Source organism: Myxococcus sp. AM010 (assembly GCF_013372585.1).
Taxonomy (GTDB): Bacteria; Myxococcota; Myxococcia; order Myxococcales; family Myxococcaceae; genus Myxococcus; species Myxococcus vastator.
In genome coordinates, this window is sequence record NZ_JABXEO010000002.1 from 12,469 (window position 1) to 37,793 (window position 25,325).

The following is a 25,325-nucleotide window of genomic DNA, read 5'->3' on the forward strand; positions in this document are numbered from 1 at the left end:
CCGTCCCATGTTTCTCTCGCTGGACACCTCGACGCTGACGTTGTCGCTGGCCCTGGTGGAGCGCGCGCCGGGTGGCGCGCTGCGCACGCTGGAGCACGTGGTGGTGGGGCCGCCGCGCAAGCAGAGCGAGCTGCTGCCCGGCATCGTCGGGGAGCTGCTGGAGCGCCATGGCGCCACGCTGCCCGCCCTGGAGGGGCTGGTGGTGGGGCTGGGGCCGGGCTCCTTCACGGGGCTGCGCATCGGCCTGGCGACGGCGAAGTCGCTGGCCTACGCGACGAAGCTGAAGGTGGCCGGGGCTTCGTCGCTGGCGGCGCTGGCGCTGGAGGGCCCCGAGGACGTGCCGCTGTACTGCCTGGCCGTGGCGCGCAAGAACGACCTGTACCTGGGGGCCTACGTGCGCCAGGGAGGCGCCGTGGAGTCGCTGGAGCCGGAGACGGCCATGTCACCCGAGGAGGTGGCCGCGCGCATGGCGGCGGAGCCCCGGGCCGTGGCGCTGGGGCCCGCGCTGGTGGACTACCGCGCCGCCCTGGAGTCGCACGGGGTGGCGCCGCACCGGCTGCTGGCGGCGCCGACGTTCCCGTCGGCGGTGGCGCTGGCGCACCTGGCGCGCTTCCCGGAGGCGCAGACGCTGGAGGCGCTCTTCGCCATGGAGCCGCACTACGTGCGGGCCTCGGAGCCGGAGCGCAACCCGAAGTTCCCGCCGCTGCCCGGGCCGGCACCCACCGCGCGGTTGAAGGAAGACTGAGCCGCCTCGTGGCGCTCGCGCTCCCGGCCCCCGGTGGCGTAAAGGACGCGCCATGAGAGACGACTTGACGATTGGCGTGGTGGGCGCGACGGGCGTGGTGGGCCGCGAGGTGCTCGCCGCGCTGTACGCGCAGGACGTGCCCGCCGAACAGGTGCGCGCCTTCGGCTCCGAGCGCTCCAAGGGCCTGGAGGTGGAGTACGGCGAGGACTCGCTCGAGGTGGAGCAGGCGACGCCGGACGCCTTCCGGGGCGTGAAGCTGGTGCTGCTGGCCACGCCCGCCGAGGCCTCTCGCAAGCTGGCTTTGGCCGCGCAGGCGGCGGGCGCGTGGGTGGTGGACGCCAGCAATGCCTTCCGGGGTGACGGCAACGTCCCCCTGGTGCTGCCGGGCTTCAACACGGACGTGCTGGGCGCGGGCTTCACCTTCAAGGGCCGCATCGTGTGTCTGCCGGGGGCCGTGACGACCGCCGCGGTGCACGTGGTGGAGCCACTGCGGAAGGCCTTCGGCGTGGCGCGCGCGCAGGTGACGGCGCTGATGGCGGCGTCCAGCGCGGGGGTGCGCGGGGTGGCGGAGCTGGAGAAGCAGACGGCGGACCTGCTGTCAGGCCGTGAGCCGGAGCCGCACGCCTTCCCCCACCGCGTGGGCTTCAACCTGGTGCCCCAGGTGGGCGGCTTCATGGTGAACTCACCCTGGACGGAGGAGGAGGGGGGCTGGACGCTGGAGGCGGCCCGGCTGTTCTCGTCCAAGGGGGACGTGCCCGTCATCGCCGGGACGGCGGTGCAGGTGCCGACGTTCTACGGCCACGGCCTCACCCTCAACGTGCAGCTCAAGAAGCCGGGCCCGGTGGAGCAGGTGCGCGCGGCCCTCAAGACGTCCGGGGTCTTGAAGGTGCTGGATGTGCCGGGCGAGCGCGTGTACCCCATGCCCATGCTCGTCACGTCCGACCCGGCGGTCCATGTGGGCCGGGTGCGCGCATTCCCCCAGGCCCCGGAGTGGGTGACGCTGTTCGCCTCCGTGGACAACGCCAGCCGGGGCGCCGCCCTCAACCTGGTGGAGGCCGGGCTCCGCCTGGCCGAGCGCCCCGCCTGACAAATTGGCAAAGCTCCCGGGGCCGTCCTGCCTGTTTGGCGCGGCGGGGCGGCCGTCCCGGAGTGATGCCCAGCGGACGAGAATGCGTTTCATGTGGCCTCCCGCTTGCTAGCCTGGGCGTACCCATGCGCCTCATTCTCGTTGGCCTCTTGCTCTTCGCGTCGACTGCCCTGGGGCAGCAGACCGTGACGTTCACGGCCTCGCCAAACATCCTCCAGAACAATCGCATCGTCGTCTCCCAGGCGGACTGCACGGCGGAACGCACCGTGACCTGGAGCCGGACGGGTCTGCTTTGCGAGACGCTGTACTTCTGGCTTTCCAGTGACGGCGCCTGTACGCGCGCTCCCGCGGGGGCGGACCTGTTGCTCCAGCAGGTCGCCGCTGGAGATACCACTACCACCACGGGAACGCTGACCCTGCGCGCGAGCGCGGCGCTGGAGGCGGGGGGGGATACCTGTGAGTCGCAGACCGCGACCGCGACCTTTCGGCTCTGCGCCTCCACCCCGCGTGTGACTGTTGACGTTATCGGCAACCAGACGTGCGCGGACACGTTCAGCTCGGTGGGCACGCCAGCCATCGACCTCGTGTATGACCCGGAGCCCCCCTCCGCGCCCTCCGCTCCCGCGGTGACGGGCCTGGACGGCGCGCTCAGCGCCACCGTGACGGTTCCCAGCGATTCAGCGTCGATGGTGGTGGAGGTGCTCTCGCTCGTTGGCGGTGAGGATGGTGGGGTAGGCACGGGCGAAGTGGTGAACTCGAAGGTGCAGGCCGTGTCGAACACGGTCTTCCGCATGGATGGGCTCGAGAACGGTGTGGAGTACGCCGTGCGGGCGATTGCCATTGATGCGGCGGGCAACCGGAGCGAGCCTTCCGCCGTGACGTTGGGGACGCCCATCGCGAGCGACGGTTTCTACGGCGGTTACCTCGATGCTGGCGGCTCGGAGACGGGTGGTTGCGCCGCGGCAGGCGGAGGCATCACGGGATGCGCGGTGCTGGCGTCCCTCGGAATCTGGTTGTCGTCGAGGAGGAAGCGGTCATGAGTCGGGCATCGGCCCTGGGGGTCGTGGCGTTGCTCGCCGCGCTGCCCGCTTGGGGGCAGGACACGGTAGTGGTGGAGGAGGAAGTCTCGCTGCGCTCGCCGCGTACGGGCGGCATTCAATTCCGCATGGGTGGCTACAAGCCCCTCATTGATGAAGAGCCCGGCCTCAATGGCACGCCGTACGAGGACTACTTCGGTGGCGAGTCACTGCTGACGTTCGAGGTGGAGCTCCAGAGGTACTTCTACCAAGGCGTGGGCACGGCGGGCGTGGGCTTCTCCGCCGGTTACGGCGAGAAGTACGGAACGGCGAAACTGGCCAATGGTACGGATGCGGCGGAGCGCACGGCGCTGCGCCTGGTGCCCCTGGCCTTCAACGTCTTCTACAAGTTCGACTACGCCGCCTTCGAGTGGGGCATCCCGCTGGTGCCCTACGGCAAGCTGGGGCTCATCTACACGCCGTGGTGGATTACCAAGGGCGCCGGCACCGAGGTGGTGGATGGGAACCGGGGCTCGGGCGCCCGCTGGGGCTGGGGCGCGACGGGTGGCATCGCCTTCATGCTGGACGTGCTGGAGCCGCGCTTCGCGCGCGACTTCGACTCCGACCTGGGCGTCAACCACAGCTACCTCTTCGCCGAGTACACCTATGCGGATGTGGACAACTTCGGCGGCGCGGGGCTGAACCTGTCGAACCGGCGCTGGATGTTCGGACTGGCGCTGGATTACTAAGCGGCTCATGCCGCTCATTCCGCGCCGCCCTGGGTCTCTTGTCGCGCTCCTCCTGATGACGGTCGCCGTGGGCCCCTGGGCCTCCGGCTGCCGCCGCGTGGTGCGGCCAGACCTGGGGCAGGACCGGACGGTGGAAGCGGGCGTGCCGGTCGACCTCGGCTCGCAGCGCGAGGACGCCACCGCCGTCACCTGGGACTTCGGTGACGGCAGCGACGCCCAGACGGCGCCGTGGGTGTCCCACGCCTTCTCCCGGGCAGGCGCCTATACCGTGCGCGCCCTGCACGAAGGGGAAGAGGTCGGCCACGTCCAGTTGACGGTGGTGCCGCGGCCCGTGCTGCGCGCGGTGCCCTCCAGCGCGCGCACCGTCATGTGGCTGCCCGAGCTGCGCGGCCATGTGGACCTGTTGATGGACTTCTACGCGCGGCTCGTGGGGCCGGAGAACGCGCGGCGAGCCGTGGAGTCCTCGCCGCTGCTGCCGCTGCTCTTCGCGGACCTGGAGGACGGCACCGGGACAGTGGTGGACCCAGACGAGGGCTTCGGCTTCTTCCTGCTCCCGGAGTTCGACGGCGTCGTGACGCTGCTGGGCATCACGGAGCCGGAGGCGGCCCTGAAGGCCGTCGCCATTGAGCTGGAGCGGGCGGGGCACGGCGTGATGCCGCAGCCGGACGGCGCCGTCACCGTGGAGCCCGCGTCGGGTGGACCTCCGATGTTGCTCTTCGAGGACCGGGGTTACCTCTATCTCGCCGTGCCGGAGGAGGGGCTGGAGGAGCCCGAGGAAGGCGAGCCTCAGCAGGCGCAGGTGCTGGCCATCCCCGACGCGGAGGTGGCACGCATGGCGGTGCGGAGCCTCACGGGGCCGGGCATCTCCGAGGATGCGCTGCTGACCGAGCTGAGAGGGAAGGTGGCGAACGGCAGCGTGTATCTCTTCTCCGGGCAGCAACCCGGTGTGACGCCTGATGAAGAAGGCACCCACCCGATTCGAGGTTTCGCCGCGTCGCTGGCGGTGAAGCCGGAGCGGTTGGACCTGGATGGGTTCCTGTCCTCGTCGACGCCGCTGTTCCAGGGCGCCCGCGCGCCCGCGTCGGCGTTGCTGCAGGACGCGGAGCTGGGGCCCATCGCCGCGGCGCAGCTCTCCGTGCCGCCCGAGGAGCTGGCGCGGCTGGCGTTCGGCGCGCCGGGCTCCGAGCGCCGCGAGCGCATGGTGGCGTCCTGGCGTCGTGAAGGACTGGACGTGGAGGCGTTGCTCAAGGCGCTGCGCGGCGACGTGGTGCTGCGTGCGTACTTCGACATCCCGGCCTTCTTCCGCAACTTCATCCGGAACAAGCGGCCCGACCTCAAGGGGACCCTCGTGGTCGAAGCGGGCTTGACGGCGTCGGAGCCCGTGCGGGCGCTCGTGCAGCAGCAACTGGAGGACTCCGCGCTGCGCTACACGACGCAGCAGGAGGCGAATGGCACGCTCTTCCGGACGCGGCTTCGGGCGCAGCCGGTGGAGCTGCGAATCATGCCCGAGCGCGCCAGCCTGCTGGCGGGGGAGCTGCTCCAGGGACGCCCTCGCGGTGACGTGGGCGCCCAGCTGCGGGAGCGCTTCGGCGGCGAGGCCTTCAGCGCGGGCCACGTGTCGGTGATGGTGGACCTGGGCCGGCTGCGCGCGGACCTGCGCGCGGCGGAGAAGGTGCCCGGCGTGCCGGGGCCGCTGCTCGGGGCGACGAAGGCGCTCTCGGGGGCGCTGCTGGACCGGATTACGCCGCTGGACTCGGGCTTCCTCGACTTCAGCCCGGTGGAGGGCGGTGGCCGGCTCAAGGGGCGCCTGTCCTTGCGCGCGGCGCAGGAGGCCTCGCGTTGAGCGGCGGTATGGCGGACACAGGGCATGTGCGCGTCACCGTCCTCTACTTCGCCGCGGCGCGCGAGCGCACCGGGCAGGCGCGTGAGTCCCTGGACGTGCCCGAGGGCGCCCAGGTGCGGGACGTGATGCGGCTGCTGACCGCCAGGTACGCGGCGCTGGCGCCACTCCTGCCGCACCTTCGTGTTGCCGTGGACCAGGAGTTCGTCGGGCCTGATGCCCTGGTGCGTGATGGGGCGGAGGTGGCGCTGATTCCTCCCGTGGCGGGAGGCGCACCTGGGGTGTTCCGGGTGGTGGACCGGCCGCTGCGGCTGGAAGAGGTGGTGGAGGCCGTCGGCGGAGAGGCGTACGGCGGGCTGGTGACGTTCAGCGGCTCCGTGCGCAACCAGACGAAGGGCCGGCGCGTGTTGCGCTTGGAGTACGAGGCCTACGCGCCCATGGCGGAGAAGAAGCTGGCGGAGATTGGCGCGGAGGCCGCGGAGCGGTTTCCCGGCGTGCGCCTGTCCATCATCCACCGCGTGGGGACGCTGGTGCCCGGCGAGCTGGCCGTCGTCATCGCCGCGGCGTCGCCGCACCGGAAGGAGGCGTTCGGGGGCTGCGAGTACGCCATCGAGCGGCTCAAGCAGGACGTCCCCATCTGGAAGAAGGAGTTCTTCGAGGATGGGGAGGTCTGGGTCGGCCTGGGGCCCTGAAGCGCCGCCTCAGCGGACGCGCAGGAAGGCGGGGACCGTGACGTCGTCACCGCCGTCGGGCTGCGTGCCGAGCTCTTCCTCCGTGAGCGGACGCAGGGGGGTGTCCAGGCCCATGGCCTTGCGGCGCTCGGCTTCCTTGTCGGCGGCCATCTTCATGGCGCGGACCTTGGATTCCTCCATGCGCTGAGGCGTGGGACCCGCGATGAGGAAGCCCACCGGCAGGCTGAGGAAGAGCATGCTCACGATGATGAGCCAGCCGAAGTCCTTCCACTGGAGCCGGTTGACCTGCTCCTTCACGACGGAGCGTTGGATGCGCAGCGAGAGCTGGCCTTCCGAGAGGCGGAGCGTCATGCCCTCCGCGAGCTCCACCGTGGTGCGCCCGTCGTGCTGGCGCAGGTCCGTCTGTGGCACGGCGGCGTAGGCGTCGCCTTTGATGGTGCGCTCGGCGCGGGCAGCGGGCGGCAGGTGGATGCGCCAGCCCTGCGCGGTGCGCTCGGCGAGCAGGAACGGCTCTTCGGGCAGGGTGAAGCCGTAGAGCGGCAGCGGTGCCGTCTCGTCCGGGGCGGCGTGGACGTTCGAATGCTCCGGCCCGTAGCTCCACGCCTCGGACAGATTGTCGCCCCAGTACAGCTCACAGAAGATTCCACCGCCTGCCTTGGTGTTCATCGCGGGGGGAAGCATAGGGCCTTGCATGGCTCGCGGCTCCTTCATCGACCAGGAGACGTCTTCCGAAAGACGGCCGACGCCCGGTTGGTCCCTGGACAGCCGGGAGGCGGGCTGGGTTCCGTCCCAGGCGGGAAAGACGGAGACCACCGCCGCGCCGCGGGAGAAGGGCCCCGCGGCGCGGTTTGGGGACGTTTGCTAGGTCTCGCCGGAGCCTTCCGCCAGCGCGGCTTCCGTCAGGACGCCTTGACGACGCCGGAGGCGCTGAAGCGCCGTCAACGTCACCCCTGCCATCAGGGACGCGTATCCCACCAGTGGCCACGCCGTGTCGCCGTCCAGCAGGACAATCACCAGGGTGCCGAGGACGCCGACGATGAGGCTCTGGATGCAGAAGTAGAGCGCGACCGCCGTTCCCGCCACATCGCCAAAGGTCTGGAGCGCGCCATTCGCGGTGACGGACACGGCGAACACGATGCCGGCCGAGATGAGCCACATCGGCGCGACGAACGTCCAGAATGACGGTGTCGCCGGGAGCTGTCCGGCCGTCAGGAGCCCCGCGCCGAGCAGCAACATGCCCATGCCTCGCGTGAGGCTTCCCGCCAGTCCCCAGCTCGCCACGAAGCGCTTCGCGAAGCGGGTCGTCAGCATCATCGCGAGCGCGGTGGTGGCGAAGGCCAGACTGAACCCGAGCTCGGAGAAGCCGGCCTGACCGATGAGCACCCGGGGCGCCGTGGAGAAGAACACGAAGAAGGAGCCCATGGCCGCGCTGAAGCCCAGGGTGTACGTCCAGAACGTGGCGCTGCGCAGGATGTGCCGGAGCGCGGGCCGCGGCTGGAGGCACTGGGCCGGGCGCGTCTCACGCCACCGCGGCAGGGCTTGCAGCAGCGCCGCCGTCGCCAGGATGCCGAGCGTGATGAAGATGGCTCGCCATCCCAGGTGCTGCATGAGCAGCGCTCCCGCGATGGGGCCGAGCGCGGGGACGAAGGCCAGCATGGCGCTGAACAGGCTGTAGAGGGTCGCGCTCTCGGGGCGCTCCGCATAGACATCGCGGACCGTCGCGAACGTGGCGACGAGGGCCGCGGAGGCCCCCATGGCTTGGAGGAGCCGGAGGCCGACGAACAGCGCGGCATCCGAGGTTCCCGCGAGCAGGAAGGATGAGGCCGCGAACAGGAGGGCGCCTGTCAGCAGCACGGGGCGCCGGCCGATGCGGTCGGAGACCGGGCCGAACACCATCTGCCCGAGCCCGAGCACCGCCAGGTACAGGCTCAAGGTGAGCTGGACGATGGCGGGGGAGGTGTTGAGGATTCCGGGCATCGCCGGAACGACAGGCAGGTAGATGTCCATGGCCAGTGAGGCCAGGAGGTCGAAGGGCGCCATCAGCAACAGCGCTGCTGGCACGGAGTGATTCCACGACGGGGATTTGAAGTCAGGCACGATTGCATCCGCACAAATGAGGAACATCTGGCGGCGCTCTGCCTCTCCACGGGTACCGGGATGAGCTGGCGCAGAGGGCCGCGGCAACGATTGACGTGTCGCCGCGGCTCACTCATCTGCGGATTCGGTGCTTCCCATCTCGCTGACTCCCATGCGGCGCGTCCGCGCTCGAAGGTCGGGGCTGGGTGTAGCAATCACGACGGTGTCGGGCAAATGCCCGCCGTGGCCGGACAGGACGTCGACGCCGAGCCATTCTGACGAGAGGCGCCGCGTCTGGCTGCACCCGCTGCGTTGGTTCCGGTCGGTGCGGCACCCGGGGCAGCGCCGGTGGCTGCCTACGTCCCCGCGTCAGCTCCTGCCGCGGAGCCTGACGCCGCGGGCGGAGGCTGTGCCGCCCCTGTCGTCCCCGCGTCCTGCGCCGGCGATTCCTCCATGCCGAGCCGCGCCGGCAACGCGCGCCGAATCTCCGCGGTCGCCATCAACACCACGGCCACGGCGATTCCCAGGAACCCCACCGTCTGCGCCACCGTCTCCACGCGAGGGGGAATCCGCCGGCCGCTCGCCGCCTCGACCAGGAGCAGCACCACGCGGCCACCATCCAGCCCAGGCACGGGCAGCAACGTCAACAGCGCCAGCACCACGGACGCGGCCACCAGGGTTCGCAGCAGGGCATCCGTCCCGGACGCCATCGCATCCGCGGACTCCTGCCGCACCATCGCTCCGGGGCTCGCCGCGTCCGCGCTCTCCAGGCCGTGCCGCATCATCCGGTTCAACAGCGCCACGCCTTCCGCGGCCACCTTGACGGTGTGCGTGAACGAATGGCTCAGCGCCTCGCCCGCGCTGTGCGCCTTGTAGACGTACTGCTGGCTCACCCCGATGCGGCCCGTGCCGCGCTCATCCCGCCGGGGCCGTACCACCACCGAGCGCGCATCACCGCCGCGCTCCACGCCCAGCTCCAGCGGGACGCCCGGCGCCGCGCCCACCTTCTCCACGAACTCCGACCAGCTCCGCAGCGGCTGCCCCGCGACCTTGACGATGCGGTCCCCCGGCAACAGCTGCGCCCGCGCCGCCTCCGAGCCCGGCTGCACCGTCCCCACCGTCAGCGGCACCACCACGTGCGTGCCCGACGTGTACAGCGCGAACAGGACGCCCAGCGCGAGCGCGTAGTTGGCCAGCGGCCCCGCCAGGATGATGAGGATGCGCAGCAGCGGCCCGCGCGCCGCGAAGCCCGCCGCCTCGTCCGCGTCCGCACGGTGTGGGTTCATCCCCTGCAGGTGCGCCGTGGCGCCCAGGGGCACCGCCGCCACCACGTACTGCGTCCCCCACAGCCGGAAGGACACCAGCGGGGGACCAAAACCGAACACGAAGCGGGGCACCCGCACACCGAGCAGCCGCGCGGCGACGAGGTGCCCCAACTCGTGGAGGGTCAGCAGGCCTCCCAGGGCGAGCAGGACGAGCGCGTAGTGCATCCTCCCGCGCCGCTCCTAGAGCTTCCGCCGCTGACCGGTCCGCTTGTACGTCACGTAGTCGGACAGGATGGTGTCGTGGTCGAAGCACAAGTCCTTCGGCAGCTCCTCCACGCGGAAGGCGCGGGCCTCGGCCGCGTCGTCGGCGCCCCGCGGTTCGCCCTCGGCCGAACCGATGTAGACGGTGGAGATGTTGTGCTGACGCGGATCCCTCCGGGGGTCCGAGTACGTGAAGAACTGCTCCGACAGCTTCACGTGAAGGCCCGTCTCTTCCAGGACCTCGCGCACGGCGGCGGCGTCGAGCGGCTCGCCCTCATCCACGAAGCCACCCGGCAGCGCCCAGCCGACAGGCGGATTCGCGCGCCGGATGAGGACGATGCGTTCACCGGGCAGCTCGATGATGCAGTCCACGGTGGGCTTGGGGTTGCGGTATTCGGGCATGACCCCCAGTCTACCCGCTGCCGTCACGCTCGCACTTCCTAGATGCGGGCCGTGGGGTATGGTGCGCGCCGTGTCGACTCCGAGACGCCATCGCCTCGTCCTCTCCGGCCTGCTCCTGGTGTGCCTGGCGGGCTGCCTGCCCCGCGTCCAGGAGCCGGGTGATTACGTCTTCGAGCCCGTCGAAGTGCTCCGCGACGACTGCGGGCTGCTGGAGACCAACCGCGGCCAGCTCTATGGCACCTTGCAGATCAGCGGGCGCGTCGTCCGCCTGGACTTCGGCTTCCTGGACAGCCACCTCGTGGGCTATTTCCTGGAGGACGGTGACCACTTCTCCATCGACGGGAGCGTGGTCAAGGCCGCCGCTGAGGTGAACGGCCAGGAGTGCCTGTTGGATCAGATCAACATCCACATCGACGGCACGACGCAGTGCGAAACGCAGTTCAATGGTGTGCTGCGGGTCCGCTACGACACGCGCCGCCCCGACGAATGCGTCTGCGAGATGTGGCTGCGCTACGAGGCCGTCAAGGAGTCGAAGCGCTGTGACACGGAGGGTTGAGACGGGCACCCTGGGTTCCTAGAACAGGGTGGCATTGTCCACGCTGGAGGAACGCATGGCGGATTCGAAGCATGAGATTCACTCGGTCCTGACGGAAGCACGCGTCTTTCCGCCGCCAGAGGCGTTCGCCCGGCGCGCGCACATCCGGAGCATGGCGCAGTACCAGCAGCTCTGGGATGAGGCCGCGAAGGACCCGGACACGTACTGGGGCGACCGCGCCCGCGAGGAGCTGTACTGGAAGGAGCCCTTCCAGACGGTGCTCGACTGGAAGCCGCCGCACGCGCGGTGGTTCGTCGAGGGCAAGACGAACCTGGCCTACAACTGTCTGGACCGGCACCTGGCCACCCGCAAGGACAAGCCCGCCATCCTCTTCGAGGGCGAGCCCGGCGACCGCCGCACCCTCACGTACGGCGAGCTGTCCACCGAGGTGAACAAGCTTTCCAACGCGCTCAAGTCGTTGGGTGTCCGGAAGGGTGACCGGGTGGGCATCTACCTGCCCATGGTGCCCGAGGCCGCGGTGGCCATGCTGGCGTGCGCTCGCATCGGCGCGGTGCACTCGGTGGTGTTCGGAGGCTTCTCCGCGGAGGCGCTCCAGGAGCGCATGAATGACGCGGGCGCGAAGGTGCTGCTCACCGCGGACGGCGGCTGGCGCAAGGGCGCGGCGGTGCCGCTCCTGACGAACGTGGAGGCCGCGCTGCCGAACATGCCCACCATGGAGAAGGTGGTGGTGCTCCGCCGCACGGGCAGCACGCTGGCGCTGTCCGGGCCCAGGCTGGTGGCGTGGGACACGCTGGTCAGCGGACAGCCCGCGGAGTGTGAACCGGAGTGGGTGGAGAGCGAGCACCCGCTGTTCATCCTCTACACGTCGGGCTCCACCGGAAAGCCCAAGGGCGTGCTGCACACCACGGGCGGCTACGCGGTGAACACGTCGCTCACCATGCGCTGGGTGTTCGACCTGCGCGAAGACGACGTCTACTGGTGCACCGCCGACGTGGGCTGGGTGACGGGCCACTCCTACGTCGTCTACGGGCCGCTGATGAACGGCGTCACCACCGTCCTCTACGAGGGCGCGCCCACCCAGCCGGGGCCGGACCGCTTCTGGGACATCATCGCGCGGTACAAGGCCACCATCCTCTACACCGCGCCTACCGCCATCCGCGCCTTCATGCGCCTGGGCGAGGAGCCGGTGCGCAAGCATGACCTGTCCTCTCTGCGGCTGCTGGGCAGCGTGGGCGAGCCCATCAACCCCGAGGCGTGGATGTGGTACCGCGACGTCATCGGCGGGGGCCGCTGCCCCGTGGTGGACACGTGGTGGCAGACGGAGACGGGCGGCATCATGGTGTCGCCGCTCCCGGGCGCCACGCCGACGAAGCCTGGCTCGGCCACGCTGCCGCTGCCCGGCATCCACGCGGAGATCCTGGACCGCGAGGGCAACAAGGTGCCGCGAGGGCAGGGCGGGCTGCTCTTCATCACGCGCCCCTGGCCCTCCATGCTGCGCACCGTATACGGCGACCCGGACCGCTACGTGCGCACGTACTTCAACGAGCTGCCCGGCATGTACTTCACCGGTGACGGCGCCCGCACGGATGCGGACGGCTACCTCTGGTTGATGGGTCGCGTGGATGACGTGGTCAACGTCGCCGGCCACCGCCTGGGCACCGCCGAGGTGGAGAGCGCGCTGGTGGCGCATGCCACCGTCGCCGAGGCCGCCGTGGTGGGCCGTCCGCATGACTTGAAGGGCACCGCGCTGGTGGCCTTCGTCACCCTGAAGCAGGGCAACACGCCCTCCGACGCGCTGAAGAAGGCGCTGGCCGTCCACGTGGGCAAGGAGATTGGCGCCATCGCCCGGCCGGATGAAATCCGCTTCGCGGAGGCGCTGCCGAAGACGCGCTCGGGGAAGATCATGCGCCGGCTGCTGCGGGACGTGGCCGCGGGCAAGCAGGCCTCCGGGGACACCACGACCCTGGAAGACCTCAACGTCCTGGCCGCGCTGCGGCAGAACGACGACTGATGGACACTCGCTCGCACTTCAGGGCAGGGGGGCGTCAAAAGCAGCCTCTGCCCTGGGGTGGAAAAGCGGGAATCGTCGTTTCTGACCCTGGAAATGCGTGACTGTCTTGTTGTTAAGCGCCGGTTTCAGCCTAAGCAGCACATCCGGTTGAATCGGAACAAACGAATACAGCGGAGCCGTCAGGGTAGGCTGGTTGACACTGGAAAGATGCAGAGGCATTAAATGCACGGCTCGCCCCCCACGAGCACCGCGCCTCTCGTTGACCGCGCGACCTTCCCCCCTGGACGTGCTTCATGGATTTCCGAGCTCAACTCGACTCGCCGCTCTTCACCCACTTCATCTCCCATTACGCGCAGCCGACAGGGCCTGACCTGCTGGGGCGGACGGAGCCCTTCTTCGAGTGGCAGGAGTCGCGGCGGCAGGCCGGGCTCTGGCCGTTCTCGCGAAGCCTGGAGGCGGCGCCGAAGGCGGAGTGTGGTGTCCGCAGCGAGGCGGGGACGGCGCGCCAGGGGCTGAACTTCGGTTCGCAGGACTACCTGTCGCTGTCCACGCACCCGGCGGTGGTGGAGGCCGCTCAGCGGGCCATCCAGGACTACGGGTTGCACAGCGCGGGCTCGGCGATGCTGGGGGGCAACACGGCGCCGTCGCTGATGCTGGAGAAGGCGCTCGCGGAGCACCTGCAGACGCCGCACGTGGCGCTGTTCTCCACCGGCTGGGGCGCGGGCTTCGGCGTCATCGCCGGGCTGGTGCGTCCGGATGACCATGTGGTGCTCGACGCGCTGTCGCACGCGTGCCTCCAGCAGGGCGCCGCCGCCGCGACGACGAACGTGAGCCGCGTGCCGCACCTCAACAACCGCGCCATGCGGCGCAAGCTCCAGGAGATTCGCGCCCGCGACACGCAGAACGCGGTGCTCGTCGTCACCGAGGGCCTGTTCTCCATGGACTCGGACGTGCCGCGGCTGGAGGAGCTCCAGTCCATCTGCCGTGAGTATGGCGCGGCGCTGCTGGTGGACGTGGCGCATGACCTGGGCGCGATGGGTCCCCGGGGCACGGGCAGCCTGGGCGTGCAGGGCCTGCTGGGGAAGGTGGACCTGGTGGTGGGCGCCTTCTCCAAGACGCTCGCGAGCAATGGCGGCTTCGTGGCCACGCGCTCGCCGGCGGTGCGCCAGTTCATCCGCATCATGGGCGGGCCCCACATCTTCTCCAACGCGCTGCTGCCCATGCAGGCGGCGGTGGTGCTGGAGTCGCTGCGCATCGTCCGCTCGGAAGAGGGCGACGCGCTGCGCGCGAAGGCGCGGGAGAACATCCTGGCGCTGCGCGGGGCCTTCCAGGCGCGGGGCGTGACGTGCCTGGGCGAGCCCTCCAACGTCGTCCCCGTGCAGGTGGGCGACGCGAAGGTGGCGCGCCTGGCCTCGAAGAAGGTGTTCGAGCGCGACATCTTCGCCAACCTGGTGGAGTACCCGGCCGTCCGCCTGCGCGAGACGCGCTTCCGGATGCAGGTGATGGCGTCCCACACGCTGGAGCAGGTCCAGCGGGCCGCCGACGGGGTGTGCGACGCCATCGACGAGGCCCGCGCGGAGCTGGAGGTCCGTCCGGTCGCGACGCGCGCGTCCCGCCGCGACGACCGCCCGCAGGTGGAGCTGTAGCGCCCGCGTGGCGTGGGCGCTCAGGTGTCGTCGAGGCTGGTGGCGCGCAGGTGGGTGACGTCGCCCCACGTCACCAGCCGCCACGCGCCTTCGTGGTAGTCGAACTGATTCCACCCGGCGTTGAGCACGGAGAAGGTGCGCGGCGCCGCGTGCGGAATCCCCAGGCTGTGGCGGAACAGGAGGCTGAGCACGCCCCCGTGCGTCACCACGACCAGCCGCTCGCCCTGGTGGCGCGCGCCCAGCTCCTCCAGGCACTCCACCGCGTGGCGCAGCCGCTGGGACGTGCTCTCCCCGCCGGGGACGACGTAGTCCGGCGCGCCTCCGGCGTACGCGGCGAAGACGTCCGGGTGCTGCTGGCGTGCTTCGTCCCGGGTGAGGCCTTCCATGATGCCCAGGCCCCGCTCGCGCAGGCGCGTGTCTGACTGGACGGTGTGACCCGTGCGCGTGGCGATGCGCCGCGCCGTCTCCCGGGCCCGTCCCAGGTCGCTGCAATAGAGCGCCGAGAAGTGGACGGGCGCCAGGCGCGCGGCCAGGGCGTCCGCCTGACGCAGGCCCACCTGGCTCAGGGTGCTGTCCTGATGTCCCTGGAGGCGCCCCAGGGAGTTCCACTCCGTCTCTCCATGGCGGAGCAGGATGAACTCGGTCGTCATGGACTCAGCGCGTCCGCTCCAGGTGGGTGATGCCTTCTTCCAGCAGCGCGGCGACGCCCCGCCTCACCACGTGCACCACCTTGTGGCTGTAGGCCGGCCCACCGTGCGTGTAGTGGCCGCTGACCTTGTGGTGCAGCTCCGTGGCGCCCCACACCAGCACCAGGTCTGCCCAGTCCAGGTCGCTGCGGGCGCGGTCCGCCGTGCGGCGCTCCGTGCCGTCCACCATCCGCAAGTCAATCAGGTGGCCCAGCTTCTCCTCCAGCTCCTCGCGCACGGCCGGCGAGCCGCCCACCACCACCACGCGGCGCACGCCGTAGCGCTGGCAGGTCTCCACGAAGGCCACCTCCGCGCGGCGGTTGGCAGAGCCGCCGCAGCGCTCGCAGTGCAGCCGCGGCTCGACGCGAATCGGCTCGCGCCCGCTGGCCTGCGCCACCTTGAGGCACGCGCCCTCCGCGCACACCGGGAAGAAGCGCCCCGTCAGCAGCTCCGCCGCCTTGAGCAGCTTGGGCTCGCTCATGCGCTGGCGGCCGGGGCGGGTGAGGCCCTCTTCCTCCAGCACCGCGCGGGTGCGGGCGCGGACCTCGGGCAGGGTGAGGCCTCGCGCGGCCATCCACTCGTCGATGTCCCGGTCGGCGCTCATGACTTCACCACCGTCCGGGAAGGCGCCACGGGGAACAGCTCCGCCTGGAGGGCGGAAGGCGGCGAGCCGGTCGACAGGCCCAAGGCCTCGCGTACCGGCGCGAAGCTGCGCCGGTGGATGGGTAGCACGCCCTTCTCACGCAGCACCTGCAGGTGCTGCGGCGTGGGGTAGCCCTTGTGCGCGGCGAGCCCGTAGCCCGGGTACTGGGCATCCAGCTCCGCCATCCATCGGTCGCGCGTCGTCTTCGCCAGGATGGAGGCCGCGGCGATGCTCAGCGACAGGGTGTCCCCTTTGATGATGCCCTTCTGCGGCACCGAGCACTCCGGCACCGTGCGCGCATCCACCAGCAGGTGGTCCGGCTTCACCGACAGCCCCTCCACCGCGCGGCGCATGGCCAGCAGGCCCGCGTGGTAGATGTTGATGCGGTCGATCTCCTCCACCTCCGCGCGGCCCACGGCCCACGCCACCGCGTCGCGCTTGATGGCCTCGGCGAGCGACTCGCGCTTCTCTGCGTCGAGAATCTTCTTCGAGTCATCCAGCCCCTTGAGCCGGAAGCCCTTGGGCAGCACGGCCGCGGCGGCGACCACCGGCCCCGCGAGCGGTGCCATGCCCGCCTCGTCCACGCCGGCGATGTGCGTGTGCCCCCGCTCCCACAGCTCCGTCTCGAAGCGGAGCAGCTTGCGCAGGCGCTGGCCCTCCGCGCGGTTCTTCTCCTGGCGCGAACGGATGCGCCGGGCGAGCGCCTGCGCTCCCGCGCGCGGGTCCGCGTCCAACGCCTCCAGCACGCCGGCGGGGACGGGATGGGCCAGGGTGACGAAGCGCGTGGTCAGCTCGGACAGCGCGCACTGAAGCAACTGTTCCACGGTGTCTGCGGACATGATGAGCGCCCGGACCTACCTGGAACGTGTGCTGACAGGACCCCATGCGCAGGGAACGCGCTCACCGCGGCAACACAGCCCCGTGGCCCCGTGCACGGAGGAAGCCGACTGGAGGGCCCCCCTGGAAGCAGGGTGGGCCAGACGCGGGGAAGGCTGACGGGCGTCACGCATGTCAGCAGCCGTACTCCATGGGGTGGGTGGAGCACAACCACCCTCGCGTTCATTCAGATGAATCCGTGAAGCCGAGGTTGTTTCAGCGTCGCGCGGGGGCGGGTCCTACGGATTGAGCTGGAGTTGGAGGGTGGCCGGCTCTGGCTGGCAGTTGCAGGCGTCACACACCCACTCCACCTGCTGGGCCCCGGACACCTTGGCGCCCGCGGTGGCCACCACCCGCACCGCGCTGGGCGCGAGCGATTCGTTGATGGCGGTGCTGACGCCCTGGTCGTCCGTCACGCCGGTGATGCTCACGTTGGAGCTCACATTGGTGCCGGTGACTGTCGCCCCGCGCACGCGCGCGCCCTCCGCGGACAGCACCTCCACCTTGAGCGACACCAGCTCCGCCTGGCAGTCGTCCACCGCGCGCCCCATGCGAGGCGCCTGGTCACATGCCGCGAAGAGACCGAAAACCATGAGCCACGAAAGCGAGCGTGCGCGAACCATGCCGTGAAGGGTGATGCTGGCGTGCGGGCGCGGCAACGTCTGTATCAGTCGGAAGTCGGAGCCACGCGTTCACTCGCGAAGCGTGCCGCTGCCGTGTCTGGGTAACGGTGGAGCACGTAGCGGTAGACTTCTTCCGCGCGCGGCGCGTCGTGCATCCGTTCGCCCAACACACGCGCCAGAAGTACCAACGCACGGGGCGCGGTGGGCGCATCGGGCGCCGTGTCCGCCGCGGCTTCCAACGCCGCTACCGCCAGTGGGAAATCTCCTTCCACGGCCGCGGCTTGTCCGACGAACAGGTGGTGCTCAGGGGACACACGCAGCCGCGGTTGCTGCCGCAAGGCGGCATACAGCGACATCACGAGTGGAACATCGCGGGCGTTCACCGCGGCCGCCAGTGCCTCCAGGGCGTCGTCGCTGGAGGTCCCCGTCTCGGTGACGGTGGCCGCCGCTCCGGTGAAGGGGAGGGGCCCGGCTTCCCGCAGGGGCGGCGCCAGGCGGCTCGGTGGGGCGTCGCCCAGCACGGGGCCCAGGTAGTCTTGCTCCAGGCCATACCCCAGCGCATCGCCCCGCGTGTACAGCAGCAGCCCCACCACGTGCGCGGCGGTGAAGGGGATGACCAGCGTGACGGCTTCGGCCAGCACGCGTGAGATGATGAAGAGGTCCAGCACGCGCAGCAGCAGCGCCACCCCGTGCGTCATGAGGTGGAGGACGCCCAGGCCCACCAGCGTCCCCGCGACCAGCGTGTAGTCCCGTCCCAGGCGGCGGACGATGCGAAGCGTTCCGGGCACATCGAACAGGGTCAGCAGTGGCTGGCGCGCGGCGGTGATGAGGAGCGCCGCAGGCAGCCAGAGGACACCGAGCAGCAGCAGGCCCATCAGCACTGGATCCACCGTCAGCAGTCCGGGGGTGTCCAGGCTCCGAATCCACGCGCCGAGCGCCGAGCGCCCCTCTTGGAGGAGCGGGCGCAGCACCGTGACGTAGAGGAACGCGGGCATCCAGACGACGGCGAAGGTCACCACGCCGCGGAGGCCGGGGAGGACCGCGTCATGGAAGTAGTCGCGGTAGTCGGGCGAGCGCAGCGCCGTCTCGCCGCGGGCCGAGTCCCGCGCCAGCGTGAAGAAGGTGCCCCAGAAGACGCCTCCGTAGAGCGTCAGCGGGATGATGGCCGAGAAGGAGATGGCCAGCTCCACCAGCCACCGGAGCGCCGCCAGGAAGACGCTGACCGCCACCATGACCTGCACGCCGGACGGGGTGAAGACGTAGCGCCACGCGCCCTTGAGCCGCTGCGCCACGGACACCCGGCTGCGGGCGGTGAGCAGGGTCTGCGCCACGTCGCCGCAGCGCGCGCACGCCACCAGCTCCACCGTCTGCGCCCGCCGGCCCACCACGCAGTCAGGGCAGAGCGCTTCGTCACACCGCTCGCAGCGCCATCCGGCCACGGCGGTCCGATGCCGCTGACAGCGGGGCAGGGGCGCATCCGGTGGAATGATGTTGGGCGATGAGGGGCTCATGGCCCCCAAGCCTACGACTGCCCCGGGGACTCTTCCCAGGGGGCGCCGAGCCACGCCTGATAGGCGGCCTTCTGGGCGTCGGTGGGGCGCTCCACGCGGGACAGCCACGCCGCCTCCGCGGGCTTCGTTCCCAGCACCACCGGGACTTCCACCAGCCGGTCGCGGCGGAACACCGTGAGCCGCACCGTCTCGCCGGGCCGCCGCTCCTCGCAGCGCGGCAGCAGGCTGGCGCCGTCCACCTTCCAGCCATCCAGCGCGACCAGGTCGTCCTCCACGTAGAGCCCCGCGTCCTGTGCGGGCGAGCCATCCATCACCACGGCGATGGTGCCGCTGCCCCGCGTGGTGACGCCCAGCCAGCCCTTGGGCTTGCCTTCTCCCGTTCGGCCTCGCGGCGGCGGCGTGCCTCCCTTGTCGCTGGCGGCCTCGCGCGGACGGAAGTTCAATTCCAGACCCACGTGGGAGAAGACGGAGTAGTCCAGCGGCTGCGTGGTGCGCAGCGCCCGGTCAAAGAAGGGCGTCAGGTCCACGCCGGCCACCTCACTGGCCGCGGCCTCCACGCCGTCCTCGGGGACACCGGAGCCGTCGCCGTGGCGTTGCCACAAGAGGCGCGCGACGTCATCCAGGCTCCGGGCGTCATGCGTGGCGCGGCGGAGCTCCAGGTCGAGCAGCGCGGAGACGACCTCGCCCTTGAGGTAGTAGGAGATGGCGCTGTTGGGCGAGTTCTCGTCCGGGCGGTAGTGCTTCACCCAGCTCACCAGCGACGCCTCCGTCAGCGTCTGCACGCGGCGCCCCGGCGTGGCATGCAGCGCGGTCAACGTTTCACCCAGGCGCGTGAGGTAGCGCTGCGCGGACATCAGCCCGGCGCGCCGCACGAAGAGGTTGTCGTAGTACGCCGTGGCGCCCTCGAAGGCCCACAGCAGGGACGTGTAGTTCTCCTTCGCGTAGTCGAAGGGCACCAGCGCGCGCGGCTTCACCCGCTTGATGAACCACAGGTGGAAGTACTCGTGCGCCACCAGGGTGAGCAGGTCCTCCCAGCCTCGGTTGGTGGAGAGGCCGACGCGAGGGAACAGCAGCGCGGTGCTGGCCTTGTGCTCCAGGCCGCCTCGGCCCCGGTCCGTCAGGTACAGCAGGATGAGGTAGCGCGGCATGGGCAGGCCGCCGAACACGCGGGCCTGGTGCTCGCAGATGCGCTTGAGGTCCGCGCACAGCCGCTCCGGGTCCTGCACCGTGTCGCCCCACACCACGACTTCGTGTGGCACGCCCTCCACGCTGAAGGTGAGCGGCGTGTGGGGACCGACCTCGAAGGGGCTGTCCACCAGCTCGTCGTAGTCCTGGGCGACGAAGGTGTTGGCGCGCTGGCCCAGCGCGCAGAAGGTCCGCCAGCCCGCGGGCGCGTCCACCGTGACGTGGTGCTCCAACCCGCGCGTGGCCTCCGTGTAGAGGAACGTGGCGGCGCCGTTGAAGTAGGCGTGCGAGCCGTCCAGGTGGTTGGTGCGCACCGTCAGCTCGTTGGCGTAGAGGCGGTAGCGCAGCGTGACGGCCACGCCCCCCGCATCCACCCGCCAGGTGCGCTTGTCCACGCGCCGCACCGGCAGGAGCGTGCCGTCCGGCGCATGGGCCGTCACGTCCTGCACCTGCCGCGCGAACTCCCGCACCATGTAGCTGCCGGGCGTCCACACAGGCAGCACGGCGTCCAGCTCGCTGGCGCCTCCTGGGAAGGAGGCCTCCACCTCCAGCAGGTGCGTGTGCGGCCGAGGCATGGAGACGCGGTAGCGGACGGCAGGGTGCATGAGCAGGGTCTCCCTCCTCCGGCCGCAGGTTACTTCGCGCGGACGAGGACGGCGCCGAAGAATCCGTCAGTCCCATGGGTGTGGGGCGCCAGCCGGAGGAAGGGCCCGGGGCCGACCTTCTCGGCCAGCTCCGCGCCCAGCAGCTCCGCCACCGGCTTCACCGTGAAATCCGGGTGCTTGGCGAGGAAGTCCTCCACCACGTTCTCGTTCTCCTCCCGCAGCACGCTGCACGTGCCGTAGATGAGCCGGCCGCCGGGCTTCACCAGCGTGGCGAAGCGCGCCAGCAGGGCCTTCTGCCGGCCCACATGCATCTCCAAATCCTCGGGCGTGAGGCGGTAGCGCGCGTCCGGCTTGCGGCGCAAGGTGCCCGTGCCGCTGCAGGGCGCGTCCACCAGCACCCGGTCCGCCTTGCCCTTGAGGGGTTCCAGCGCGCCGTCGGCCTCCGGGCCCTCGTGGGGGATGAGCTGGGCGCGCACGTTGTGCACCCCCGCGCGGCGCGCGCGCTTCTTCAGGTCCTCCATGCGGCGCTCATCGATGTCCAGCGCGTGCAAGTCACCCCGGTTCTTCATCTGCGCGGCGAGCTGCAGCGTCTTGCCGCCGGCGCCCGCGCACGCATCCACCACGCGCGTGGGCGGCGCGTCCACCAGCATGCCGAGCAGCTGGCTGCCTTCGTCCTGCAGCTCCAGCAGCCCGTCGCGGAAGCTCTCCAGCGAGAAGGCGTTGATGCGCGTCTCCAGCACCAGGCCCATGGGCGACAGCGGCGTGGGCTTGACGTCCACCGTCTCCGCCTTCAGCCGCTGCGCCAGCGCGTCGCGGTCCCCCTTGAGGAGGTTGGCGCGGGCGACCAGCGGGGCGCGCTCGTTCATCGCCTCCGCGGCGCGCGCGGCATCCCGGCCGAACGTCTGGAGGAAGCGGTCGGCGAGGAAGTCCGGCAGCGACGCGGCGATGGGGAAGCGCTCGCGGGCGGGCAGGGCCTCCAGGGCGGCGGCGGCTTCGGGGAGGGCACTCAGGGCCTGGGCATCCGGGGGCGCCAGCGCGGACTGGCGAGCCACCAGACCTTGGGGCTCGCCGTAGAGGACGCGCGAGGCGGCCAGCCGGAGCACGTCCTGCCGCGACGTGTCCAGGCTGTCGAAGCGAGGGTGGGCGCGGGACAGCAGGAAGTCCACCGTCCGCTGGCGGCGCAGCAGGCCGTAGACGCGCTCGGCCACGGCGCGGCGCTCGTTGGAGTAGAGGTTGGCCTTGCGGCGCAGGGTGAAGTCCAGCGCGCGGTCCGCCATGCGGCCCTCGTGCCGGACCGAGGCGTAGGCCTCCAGGCAGGCCTGGAGGACCAGGTCTTCTCGCAGGGGCCGCTCGGGCCGCTCGGAGGGGGCGAGTTTCTTCCTGGACGGGGCGCCGGACTTCTTCGGGGCCGACCGCGAGTGCGGGCGGGACTTGCGTTGGGTGGCCATGACGGAATGCGGCTTTGCATCCCTCGGGCCGGGTTGACAAGCGCGGAAAGCAAATCCGCCCTGGCGGACGCCCGGCCCACCTCCAGGTGTCGTCAGGAGGAGGGGCGCGGGCGACCAGGGCGGGGGAGGCCCTATTTACGGCGCCGGTGAAGCAGCCCCGCGGCAAGCAGGGCCAGGGCCGCCGGGAGGAGGGTGGCGGTGGGCCCCGCGGCGCAGCCTCCGCTCGCGCTGCTCAGGCCGTCATCCGGGGGGCCGGGCGAGTCCGGAAGCCCCGGACGGGGGGCCGGTGAGCCCGGGTCTGTCGTGCCGGAGTCCGGCGTCTGGGGCTCCTCACCGGGCGTCTCTGTCGCCGCCACCTGGACCAGGGCGGTGGCCGTCTGCATCACCGAGCCCTGGGTGGCGGTGGCCGTCACCGTGTACTGCCCGGGAATGGCGAAGACGTGCTCGGCGACCGCTCCCTCGGCCGCGCCGCCGTCACCGAAATCCCAGGTCACCGTGGCGGCCTCGAAGGACGGCGTGGCCCGGAAGAAGGCGCGGTGGGGCACCACGCCTCGCTCACCCTCCACGAGGAGCGTCAGCGCCCCCTCGGGAAGCTGCTCCTGGGGCGGCAGCTCCTTCCGCAGCGTGAAGCGGTCCACGATGTCTCCGTTCACCCCGAGCAACTGCGCGGTGAGCGTGCCGTCGACCACCGTCACGTCGAGGAAGCCATAGGCCTGGTTGTCTCGGATGACGCTCCAGTCCGGCTTGCTGCCGGGGAGCTTCCGCAGCGTCGCGCCGCCGCCGCCCACCACGAGGTAGGGGATGCCCGTTTCGCCGGACCCGGCGACGGCGTCACCCTTCATGGGCTTGCTGCGCTCGTAGTTGTGGTCGTGACCGGTGAGCACCAGGTCCACGCCGTACTTCTCCATGATGGGGCCGAAGTGACGGCGCATGGAGAGCTGCGAGCCGTGCTCGCCGCTGGACCAGGGTGGGTGGTGGAAGAAGACAATCTTCCATGGCTGCGTCGACCCCGCCAGGTCCCGCTCCAGCCACGCCTTCTGCGCATCCCGCGTGCAACGGTCCGCCGACGCCAGCCCCACGGCGCAGTTGGAGTCGAGCGCCACGAAGTGCACGTGGCCCCAGTCGAACGAGTAATAGCGCTCCGTGCCCTCGGGGTTGTTGGAGGGCAGGTAGAGGTTGTCCAGGTAGGGCTGCCCCTGGTTCGTCACGTACTCATGGTTGCCGATGGCCGCGAAGAACGGCACCCGGGCCAGCAGGGCCTCCATGGGCACGAAGAGGTTGTTCTGGATCTCCGCCTCGGTGCCATCGGCGTAGGCGTTGTCCCCCAGCGCGACGAACAGCTCCGCCTCCCGCTTGACCAGGGCCGCGGCGACCTTCCTCTGGTTCGAGCCGCCCGTGCCGAAGTCGCCCACCGTCACGAAGTGCACGCTGCGGGTCCCCGGCACCGGCGCGGTACGGAAGCGGGTGAGCGGCGTGCGCAGGCCACACGCCGACACCTCGTATGTGTACTCGGTGCCCGGCTCCAGTCCGGTCAGCACCACCGCATGTACCTTCCCAGCGTCCTGGGAGACGGCGGCCTGGTTGGTTGCTCCCTCGCCGTAGCGCACCTCCGCCTGGCAGTTGGCGGCGAGCCGGAAGGCAATCGTCGCCGTGTCCGGCCCCACCTTCTGCAGATACGGGTCCCGATACAGCGTCCCTGCACTCGCGGTGCTCGCCACCAGCATCAGCGCGGCCACCCAGGGGGCAAGGTGAAAGGGGGTCATCCGGTGCATGGGGCCTCCTCCCGAACAAGCTCGGGATGGAGGCGCAACCGTTCAACCGCTGACCTTCATCCTGCCCCCGCCCAGAGGAGGAGGCGGCGGGGCAGGGCCCCGTGTGTCCGCCTCCTCCCCGGTCAGGCGTCAAGGCTTGATGTCGTAGGACGCCAGGTCCTCGGTGCGTTCGCCTTCCTCACGCACCTTTCCGATGCCCGGGACGAGCCAGTAGAGGCGCGTCTTGTCCTGCTTCACCTCGCCGTTGTTGTTGACCTTGTCGCGCTGAATCTTGACGGCGTTGGTGAAGGTTCCCGCCCGCGTCGTCACCGTCACGCCGGATTCGAGCACCTTCCAGATGTACGTCGGGTCCTTCTGGTCCTTCGAGCCGTCGCCCATGGTGATGTACTCGAGCACGTCGCTCTTGTACGTCCAGGGCAGGGCGTCCGGGACTCGCGCCACGGACTTCACCGTGGCCGGAGACCAGGTGGTGGAGCGGACCTGCTGGCCGTCGCGGTAGTCGTCCTCGCGCAGGCGCACGACGAGCCCGTTGGTGAGCTCCACCTGCCACGAGTACTCCTCATAGAGGGTGCCGTTGAGCACGCGGTCCTGGCGGCTGTGCACCTGGACGGCGTTGATGCCCGCCTGGCCGGGGACCTCGCCAGGGCCCACCACCGTCACCTGCTTCTGGAAGTTGCCCTCGACGGGGTCCTGGATGTCATAGGTCCAGGTGCTGCCCGCGGTCAGCGGCCACAGCGACTGCGACCCGGTGGGCTCCTCTCCGTTGCCCTGTCCACCCGGTCCTCCCGGCACCACCGGCTCTCCCGGCAGTCCTCCGCCGGGCGTCGGGCCCTGCGAATCTCCCGCGGGCAGGCTGTTGCCGCCACACGCCACCAACCATCCCGCCGCGAACACGGCCACCCAGCTGCGCCTCATACCCGCTCCTCCCGTGTGCTCCTCGGATTCACCGCCGTCCACCGCAAGCCCCGCAGGGCCGCCCCCTCCGTGCGGCCCAGCGCCGCGGCGAGGGAGCCCGGCTCGGGCTCCTCGACTTCCAGCTCCAGCCGTCGCCCGTCGAAGTCGAGCGCGCAGCTCTTCACCATGACGTTCCGCTCACCCAGGACCCGGCGCAGCGTGGCCTCCGCGCCCACCAGGTCATCCGACTGCGCCGACAGCACCAGCCGCTGCTTCGCCGTGGCGGGGGGCGCCTCCTCGCGGTTGAAGCAGTCCAGCACGAAGAGCAGGGCCATCACGAACAGCATCCCGACGGAGGCCAGCCCCAGGCTGCCGTGGCCGCACGCCATGCCCAGTCCAATCATCAGGAAGAGGATGGCCGCGTCACGCGGGTCCTTCAGCCCCGAGCGGAACCGCACGAAGCCGCCCAGGCCCACCAGCCCGAAGGCCTTCGCCAGGCTGTCGCCGATGACGGCGGTGATGACCGCCGCCGCGGCGCACAGCAGCACCTGCGCCTGAATCATGTCCGCCTTGGGCAGCGCCCGCTTCATGAGCAGGCGCCAGGGCCTCAGCGACAGCAGGGTGCCAATGAGCGCCGCGGCCAGCATCCGCGGCAGAATCGCGGTGACGGACAGCGCGCTGAACTCCGCTTTCGCGCCTTCGAACAGGGCTGAGAATGGTGCGTCCATGTCGGTGA

The 25,325-nt window shown here is 70.7% G+C and carries 23 protein-coding genes; 9 read left to right on the forward strand and 14 right to left on the reverse strand.

Translation table 11 applies throughout. The annotated features are described in order from the left end of the window. The first annotated feature begins 7 nt into the window (after positions 1 to 7). The 6 genes from tsaB (at position 8) to moaD (ending at position 6,129) form a co-directional block, all read left to right on the forward strand. On the forward strand, positions 8 to 745 hold the full coding sequence (tsaB, locus tag HV826_RS01740) for a tRNA (adenosine(37)-N6)-threonylcarbamoyltransferase complex dimerization subunit type 1 TsaB (protein WP_176415269.1): 738 nt from the start codon (positions 8 to 10) through the stop codon (positions 743 to 745). A gap of 52 nt (positions 746 to 797) precedes the next feature. Then, positions 798 to 1,832, forward strand: coding sequence for an aspartate-semialdehyde dehydrogenase (locus tag HV826_RS01745; RefSeq protein WP_176415270.1), 1,035 nt, complete (start codon positions 798 to 800; stop codon positions 1,830 to 1,832). Between the two features lie 125 nt (positions 1,833 to 1,957). Continuing rightward, the gene (locus HV826_RS01750) at positions 1,958 to 2,872 is read left to right on the forward strand and encodes an MXAN_2561 family MXYO-CTERM-anchored protein (protein ID WP_255208109.1); all 915 of its coding nucleotides are present in this window, start codon (positions 1,958 to 1,960) and stop codon (positions 2,870 to 2,872) included. Then, complete coding sequence (locus HV826_RS01755) at positions 2,869 to 3,597, forward strand: MXAN_2562 family outer membrane beta-barrel protein (RefSeq protein ID WP_176415272.1); 729 nt, start codon at positions 2,869 to 2,871, stop codon at positions 3,595 to 3,597. Before HV826_RS01750 ends, HV826_RS01755 begins: the two co-directional genes overlap by 4 nt. A gap of 7 nt (positions 3,598 to 3,604) precedes the next feature. Then, positions 3,605 to 5,440: a PKD domain-containing protein gene (locus HV826_RS01760; protein ID WP_176415273.1), complete on the forward strand. Its 1,836-nt coding sequence runs from the start codon at positions 3,605 to 3,607 to the stop codon at positions 5,438 to 5,440. Between the two features lie 8 nt (positions 5,441 to 5,448). Beyond that, the gene (gene moaD / locus HV826_RS01765) at positions 5,449 to 6,129 is read left to right on the forward strand and encodes a molybdopterin converting factor subunit 1 (protein WP_176415274.1); all 681 of its coding nucleotides are present in this window, start codon (positions 5,449 to 5,451) and stop codon (positions 6,127 to 6,129) included. Between the two features lie 9 nt (positions 6,130 to 6,138). Here the strand turns inward: moaD and HV826_RS01770 are convergent, their stop codons facing one another. The 4 genes from HV826_RS01770 to HV826_RS01785 form a co-directional block, all read right to left on the reverse strand. Continuing rightward, entirely contained in the window at positions 6,139 to 6,942 is an 804-nt protein-coding gene (locus HV826_RS01770; protein ID WP_176415275.1) for a hypothetical protein, read from the reverse strand. A gap of 48 nt (positions 6,943 to 6,990) precedes the next feature. Further along, positions 6,991 to 8,226, reverse strand: a complete 1,236-nt coding sequence (cml, locus tag HV826_RS01775; RefSeq protein ID WP_176415276.1) for a CmlA/FloR family chloramphenicol efflux MFS transporter — start codon at positions 8,224 to 8,226, stop codon at positions 6,991 to 6,993. Positions 8,227 to 8,561: 335 nt separating this feature from the next. Beyond that, positions 8,562 to 9,695 carry an RIP metalloprotease gene (locus tag HV826_RS01780; protein WP_176415277.1) on the reverse strand — a complete coding sequence of 378 codons (1,134 nt, stop codon included), beginning with the start codon at positions 9,693 to 9,695 and terminating at the stop codon, positions 8,562 to 8,564. Positions 9,696 to 9,710: 15 nt separating this feature from the next. Beyond that, entirely contained in the window at positions 9,711 to 10,133 is a 423-nt protein-coding gene (locus HV826_RS01785) for an NUDIX hydrolase (RefSeq protein WP_176415278.1), read from the reverse strand. A gap of 61 nt (positions 10,134 to 10,194) precedes the next feature. On the opposite strand from HV826_RS01785, the gene HV826_RS01790 reads away from it, so the two are divergent. The 3 genes from HV826_RS01790 (at position 10,195) to HV826_RS01800 (ending at position 14,346) form a co-directional block, all read left to right on the forward strand. Continuing rightward, complete coding sequence (locus HV826_RS01790) at positions 10,195 to 10,689, forward strand: hypothetical protein (protein ID WP_176415400.1); 495 nt, start codon at positions 10,195 to 10,197, stop codon at positions 10,687 to 10,689. 55 nt (positions 10,690 to 10,744) lie between these two features. Next, on the forward strand, positions 10,745 to 12,700 hold the full coding sequence (gene acs, locus HV826_RS01795; protein ID WP_176415279.1) for an acetate--CoA ligase: 1,956 nt from the start codon (positions 10,745 to 10,747) through the stop codon (positions 12,698 to 12,700). Positions 12,701 to 12,993: 293 nt separating this feature from the next. Further along, positions 12,994 to 14,346 carry an aminotransferase class I/II-fold pyridoxal phosphate-dependent enzyme gene (locus HV826_RS01800; protein ID WP_176415280.1) on the forward strand — a complete coding sequence of 451 codons (1,353 nt, stop codon included), beginning with the start codon at positions 12,994 to 12,996 and terminating at the stop codon, positions 14,344 to 14,346. 20 nt (positions 14,347 to 14,366) lie between these two features. Here HV826_RS01800 and HV826_RS01805 read toward each other — a convergent pair whose 3' ends face one another. From HV826_RS01805 to HV826_RS01850, 10 genes are all read right to left on the reverse strand, one after another. Continuing rightward, a complete protein-coding gene (locus HV826_RS01805; protein WP_176415281.1) occupies positions 14,367 to 14,996 on the reverse strand; it encodes a histidine phosphatase family protein in 630 nt (209 codons plus the stop codon). 4 nt (positions 14,997 to 15,000) lie between these two features. Further along, positions 15,001 to 15,636 carry a hypothetical protein gene (locus HV826_RS01810; RefSeq protein WP_176415282.1) on the reverse strand — a complete coding sequence of 212 codons (636 nt, stop codon included), beginning with the start codon at positions 15,634 to 15,636 and terminating at the stop codon, positions 15,001 to 15,003. Continuing rightward, positions 15,633 to 16,514 (reverse strand): ribonuclease HII, encoded by an 882-nt coding sequence (locus HV826_RS01815; protein WP_176415283.1) that lies wholly within the window; start codon positions 16,512 to 16,514, stop codon positions 15,633 to 15,635. The genes HV826_RS01810 and HV826_RS01815 overlap by 4 nt, the downstream gene beginning before the upstream one ends. A gap of 276 nt (positions 16,515 to 16,790) precedes the next feature. Further along, positions 16,791 to 17,102: a carboxypeptidase regulatory-like domain-containing protein gene (locus tag HV826_RS01820; RefSeq protein ID WP_255216999.1), complete on the reverse strand. Its 312-nt coding sequence runs from the start codon at positions 17,100 to 17,102 to the stop codon at positions 16,791 to 16,793. Between the two features lie 116 nt (positions 17,103 to 17,218). Further along, positions 17,219 to 18,685 carry a B-box zinc finger protein gene (locus tag HV826_RS01825; protein WP_176415285.1) on the reverse strand — a complete coding sequence of 489 codons (1,467 nt, stop codon included), beginning with the start codon at positions 18,683 to 18,685 and terminating at the stop codon, positions 17,219 to 17,221. Positions 18,686 to 18,696: 11 nt separating this feature from the next. Then, positions 18,697 to 20,475 (reverse strand): M61 family metallopeptidase, encoded by a 1,779-nt coding sequence (locus tag HV826_RS01830; protein ID WP_176415286.1) that lies wholly within the window; start codon positions 20,473 to 20,475, stop codon positions 18,697 to 18,699. Between the two features lie 29 nt (positions 20,476 to 20,504). Continuing rightward, on the reverse strand, positions 20,505 to 21,923 hold the full coding sequence (locus HV826_RS01835) for an RsmB/NOP family class I SAM-dependent RNA methyltransferase (protein WP_176415287.1): 1,419 nt from the start codon (positions 21,921 to 21,923) through the stop codon (positions 20,505 to 20,507). A gap of 131 nt (positions 21,924 to 22,054) precedes the next feature. After that, on the reverse strand, positions 22,055 to 23,695 hold the full coding sequence (locus tag HV826_RS01840; RefSeq protein WP_176415288.1) for a metallophosphoesterase: 1,641 nt from the start codon (positions 23,693 to 23,695) through the stop codon (positions 22,055 to 22,057). Between the two features lie 129 nt (positions 23,696 to 23,824). Continuing rightward, positions 23,825 to 24,610, reverse strand: a complete 786-nt coding sequence (locus tag HV826_RS01845) for a hypothetical protein (protein WP_176415289.1) — start codon at positions 24,608 to 24,610, stop codon at positions 23,825 to 23,827. Continuing rightward, a complete protein-coding gene (locus tag HV826_RS01850; RefSeq protein ID WP_176415290.1) occupies positions 24,607 to 25,317 on the reverse strand; it encodes a DUF4956 domain-containing protein in 711 nt (236 codons plus the stop codon). Before HV826_RS01850 ends, HV826_RS01845 begins: the two co-directional genes overlap by 4 nt. Positions 25,318 to 25,325: the final 8 nt, after the last annotated feature.

Excerpts from the sequence above, each read along its gene's own strand:
- HV826_RS01840 (WP_176415288.1), bottom strand. The coding sequence starts at position 23,695 with ATGCACCGGATGACCCCCTTTCACCTTGCCCCCTGGGTGGCCGCGCTG.
- HV826_RS01825 (WP_176415285.1), bottom strand. The coding sequence starts at position 18,685 with ATGAGCCCCTCATCGCCCAACATCATTCCACCGGATGCGCCCCTGCCC.
- acs (WP_176415279.1), top strand. The coding sequence starts at position 10,745 with ATGGCGGATTCGAAGCATGAGATTCACTCGGTCCTGACGGAAGCACGC.
- HV826_RS01815 (WP_176415283.1), bottom strand. The coding sequence starts at position 16,514 with ATGTCCGCAGACACCGTGGAACAGTTGCTTCAGTGCGCGCTGTCCGAG.
- HV826_RS01820 (WP_255216999.1), bottom strand. The coding sequence starts at position 17,102 with ATGGGGCGCGCGGTGGACGACTGCCAGGCGGAGCTGGTGTCGCTCAAG.
- HV826_RS01760 (WP_176415273.1), top strand. The coding sequence starts at position 3,605 with ATGCCGCTCATTCCGCGCCGCCCTGGGTCTCTTGTCGCGCTCCTCCTG.
- HV826_RS01835 (WP_176415287.1), bottom strand. The coding sequence starts at position 21,923 with ATGGCCACCCAACGCAAGTCCCGCCCGCACTCGCGGTCGGCCCCGAAG.
- HV826_RS01750 (WP_255208109.1), top strand. The coding sequence starts at position 1,958 with ATGCGCCTCATTCTCGTTGGCCTCTTGCTCTTCGCGTCGACTGCCCTG.
- HV826_RS01810 (WP_176415282.1), bottom strand. The coding sequence starts at position 15,636 with ATGAGCGCCGACCGGGACATCGACGAGTGGATGGCCGCGCGAGGCCTC.
- HV826_RS01755 (WP_176415272.1), top strand. The coding sequence starts at position 2,869 with ATGAGTCGGGCATCGGCCCTGGGGGTCGTGGCGTTGCTCGCCGCGCTG.
- HV826_RS01800 (WP_176415280.1), top strand. The coding sequence starts at position 12,994 with ATGGATTTCCGAGCTCAACTCGACTCGCCGCTCTTCACCCACTTCATC.
- HV826_RS01785 (WP_176415278.1), bottom strand. The coding sequence starts at position 10,133 with ATGCCCGAATACCGCAACCCCAAGCCCACCGTGGACTGCATCATCGAG.
- moaD (WP_176415274.1), top strand. The coding sequence starts at position 5,449 with ATGGCGGACACAGGGCATGTGCGCGTCACCGTCCTCTACTTCGCCGCG.
- HV826_RS01850 (WP_176415290.1), bottom strand. The coding sequence starts at position 25,317 with ATGGACGCACCATTCTCAGCCCTGTTCGAAGGCGCGAAAGCGGAGTTC.
- HV826_RS01845 (WP_176415289.1), bottom strand. The coding sequence starts at position 24,610 with ATGAGGCGCAGCTGGGTGGCCGTGTTCGCGGCGGGATGGTTGGTGGCG.
- tsaB (WP_176415269.1), top strand. The coding sequence starts at position 8 with ATGTTTCTCTCGCTGGACACCTCGACGCTGACGTTGTCGCTGGCCCTG.
- HV826_RS01805 (WP_176415281.1), bottom strand. The coding sequence starts at position 14,996 with ATGACGACCGAGTTCATCCTGCTCCGCCATGGAGAGACGGAGTGGAAC.
- HV826_RS01830 (WP_176415286.1), bottom strand. The coding sequence starts at position 20,475 with ATGCACCCTGCCGTCCGCTACCGCGTCTCCATGCCTCGGCCGCACACG.
- HV826_RS01780 (WP_176415277.1), bottom strand. The coding sequence starts at position 9,695 with ATGCACTACGCGCTCGTCCTGCTCGCCCTGGGAGGCCTGCTGACCCTC.
- HV826_RS01745 (WP_176415270.1), top strand. The coding sequence starts at position 798 with ATGAGAGACGACTTGACGATTGGCGTGGTGGGCGCGACGGGCGTGGTG.